At 69.3% G+C, this 2,833-nt stretch carries 3 protein-coding genes; 2 read left to right on the forward strand and 1 reads right to left on the reverse strand.

Features of this window, described 5'->3' with window-relative positions; translation table 11 throughout:
• Nucleotides 1–157: 157 nt before the first annotated feature.
• Together ACY45C_RS21010 and ACY45C_RS21015 are read left to right on the forward strand one after the other, a co-directional pair.
• Nucleotides 158–1,690 carry an alpha,alpha-trehalose-phosphate synthase (UDP-forming) gene (locus ACY45C_RS21010; protein ID WP_462189277.1) on the forward strand — a complete coding sequence of 511 codons (1,533 nt, stop codon included), beginning with the start codon at nucleotides 158–160 and terminating at the stop codon, nucleotides 1,688–1,690.
• Nucleotides 1,691–1,841: 151 nt separating this feature from the next.
• Entirely contained in the window at nucleotides 1,842–2,036 is a 195-nt protein-coding gene (locus ACY45C_RS21015) for a hypothetical protein (RefSeq protein WP_462189278.1), read from the forward strand.
• A 102-nt stretch (nucleotides 2,037–2,138) separates the two neighbouring features.
• Here the strand turns inward: ACY45C_RS21015 and ACY45C_RS21020 are convergent, their stop codons facing one another.
• Complete coding sequence (locus ACY45C_RS21020) at nucleotides 2,139–2,696, reverse strand: SixA phosphatase family protein (protein WP_462189279.1); 558 nt, start codon at nucleotides 2,694–2,696, stop codon at nucleotides 2,139–2,141.
• Between the last annotated feature and the right edge of the window lie 137 nt (nucleotides 2,697–2,833).

Here is a 2,833-nt window from a genome sequence, read left to right on the forward strand (position 1 = left end):
CGGGACGTACTTCCCAAACAGGCCCTAGCCGCGTTGCAACGCGATGCATCCGAAAGCCGGGCTTACTACAGTCCGGATTGTTCCCGTGCGCTCGGGCGCTCGGGCTCAGCGGTGCCGGACGCCGAGCACCGCCCGTGACCAGGAGGCCGCATCCGCCGTGTCGGACTTCAACCCGCTCGACCTGTCGCTCGACCTGCCGCTCGTGCTGCTGTCCAATCGCGGTCCGGTCAGGTTCGACCGGGACGCCACCGGTCGTACCGTCACCCGGGGGGCGGGAGGCCTCGTCTCGGCCCTGTCCGGACTCGCCGAGCATCTCGACGACGCGGTGTGGGTGTGCGGCGCAGCCAGCGAGGAGGACGTCGCCGTCGCCGGGGAGAGCGCCGGGAGCTCCATCCTCGTCCAGACCTCTCCCTCGCCCCGGCTCGCGGAGGGCGAGCCGGACGGCCCCGCCATCCGGGTCCGGCTCGTCGTTACCGATCCGACCGCCTACGCCGACTTCTACAGCGTGTGGTCCAACCCGATCCTGTGGTTCATCCAGCACGGCCTCTACGGCCGGTCGCTGTCACCGGTGTTCACCCGGGCCGAGCACGACGCCTTCGAGAACGGCTACGCTGCGGTCAACCGGGCCTACGCCGACGCGGTGGTTGACGAGGCGCGCGCGCGGGGTGGCAAGGCGCTCGTCCTGCTGCAGGACTACCACTTCTACCTCGTGGCCGACTGGGTGCGGGAGCAGTGCCCGGATGTGGTGCTCACGCATTTCATCCACATTCCCTGGCCGGGGCCGGACGAGTGGCGCGTCCTGCCCGCCGACATCCGGGAGCGGCTGCTGCGCGGGCTGCTCGGTAGCGATGTGGTCGGTTTCCATACCCGGCGCTACGCTCGCAACTTCGTCCTGTGCGCCCAGGAGCTGCTCGGCCTGCCGACCGACCTGGAGCAGCTGACGGTGACGGTGGCGGACCGGGTGGTCCGCGCCCGGTACCACCCGATCTCGGTCGACCCGGCGGCGCTGGACGCTACGCAGGCCTCCGAGGAGGTGGCGGCGCATGTGGCGATGCTGCGCTACATCTTCCTCGACGATGGCCGTCAGCTCATCCTGCGGGTGGACCGCACCGACCCCAGCAAGAACGTCGTGCGCGGCTTCCTGGCCTTCGGCACCCTGCTCGATCAGCATCCGGAGCTGGTGGGCAAGGTCAGCTTTCTGGCGCTGCTGCAGCCCAGCCGCACCGACGTGCCGGAGTACGCCGACTACATCGCCTTGATCGGCGCGGTCGTCGCGGAGATCAACGCCCGGCATACCAAGGAGGGGCGCCAGCCGATCGACCTGCGGATGGTCGAGGACTTCCCGCTCGCCGTGGCGGCCTACTCCATCTGTGACGTTCTGATCGTCAACGCGATCGCCGACGGGATGAACCTGGTCGCGAAGGAGGTCGCGGTCGTCAACCGGCGTGGCGGCGTGCTGGCGTTGTCGGAGATGGCCGGGGCGCACGAGGAACTGGGTGAGTTCTCCGTCACCCTGCACCCCTTCGACGTGCAGCAGATGGCCGACGCCCTGTACACCGCGCTGACGATGCCGATGGAGGAGCGCCATCGTCGGCTCGCCGCGGCCGCCGAACAGGTCCGCACCCACGACGTGCGGCGCTGGCTCGACGACCAGCTGGTGGACCTGCGGCGGGTCGCCGGATTCGGGTGACCGGGCTCCCGGCGCGGGAAGAGAATGGCGAGATCGGGTAAAGGTACATCGCCATCCGGGATCGGACATGCCGATCGCGGGTAGTCTCGCACCGGAAAACGATGTGCATCGGGTCGCCGGGCGGCCCCGATGAGGACGGACGGGAGTGGACGTGGCTAGTGAGACCGGTCACCACAAGGCCAACACGGGTTCGTGGGCCGCGGTACTTCTGATCATTGTAGGCTTCGTCGTCGGGACGTTCGCCCTCCCGCTCGCCTCGGTGCCGTTGTGGATCGCGGCCGGCGCACTGTTGGTCCTTGGTGGCGTCTTCGCCCTCGTCTCCAAGATCATGGAGCAGGCCTACTGAGTGCCGTGCCGATCTGGTTCAACGAGGCCTGGCGCGGCACCTACCAGTTCATCGGGCTGCCGCGCCGCGGCGCTCGGCCGCCGGCCGAGCTCAGGCCGGCGGTCAGGCCGGTGGGCCAGGTTTCGGGGCCCCCGTGGGTCTGGCGGCCTCCCGCAGGCCCTGCGGCGTGACGAAGGAGACGAGCCGGGCCGAGTCCTGACCCAGCTCCGCCCAGCGCGTAACGGTCAGATCTTGGACAGCGAGTGCCGCCGTCGGGAACGTGGGGATCTGGTACCGCTCGGCGGGGGGCAGCAGGGCCACGGCCAGCGTGTGGATACCGGGATTGTGCCCGACGAGCATCACGCTGGGCACTCCGTCGTCGATCTCACGCAACCGGTCCAGCAGGTCCTGCGCCTCGGCCAGATAGAGCCGGTCCTCGGTCAGGACTGGGACGTTCGGGGGGAGCGCCTCCGCGAGGCCCTCGACGGTCTGCCGGGTCCGCAGCGCGGAGGAGCACAGAATGAGGTCGGGCGCGAGCCTGTTGTCCGTGAGGTAGCGCGAGATAATTTTGCAGCCCCGCCGGCCCGATCCCGACAGCGGTCGATCGGCGTCGTGGATCGACCGCTCGGCCCAGTCTGACTTTGCGTGCCGCAGCAGAAGAAGGCGCCGCTGTGGTCTCACGAGAGAGCCCTCCGCTGCACGGGGAGGAAATCGACGGCGCGACGTCCGTCGCGTTCCAGCCGGAACTGCCATTCCAGCCGGAATTGCCGGCAATCCGGGTCTTCGAAGTTAACCGGGGTGGGCGTGAAACCCCAGCC

It is taken from the genome of Frankia sp. CcWB2 (assembly GCF_977927585.1).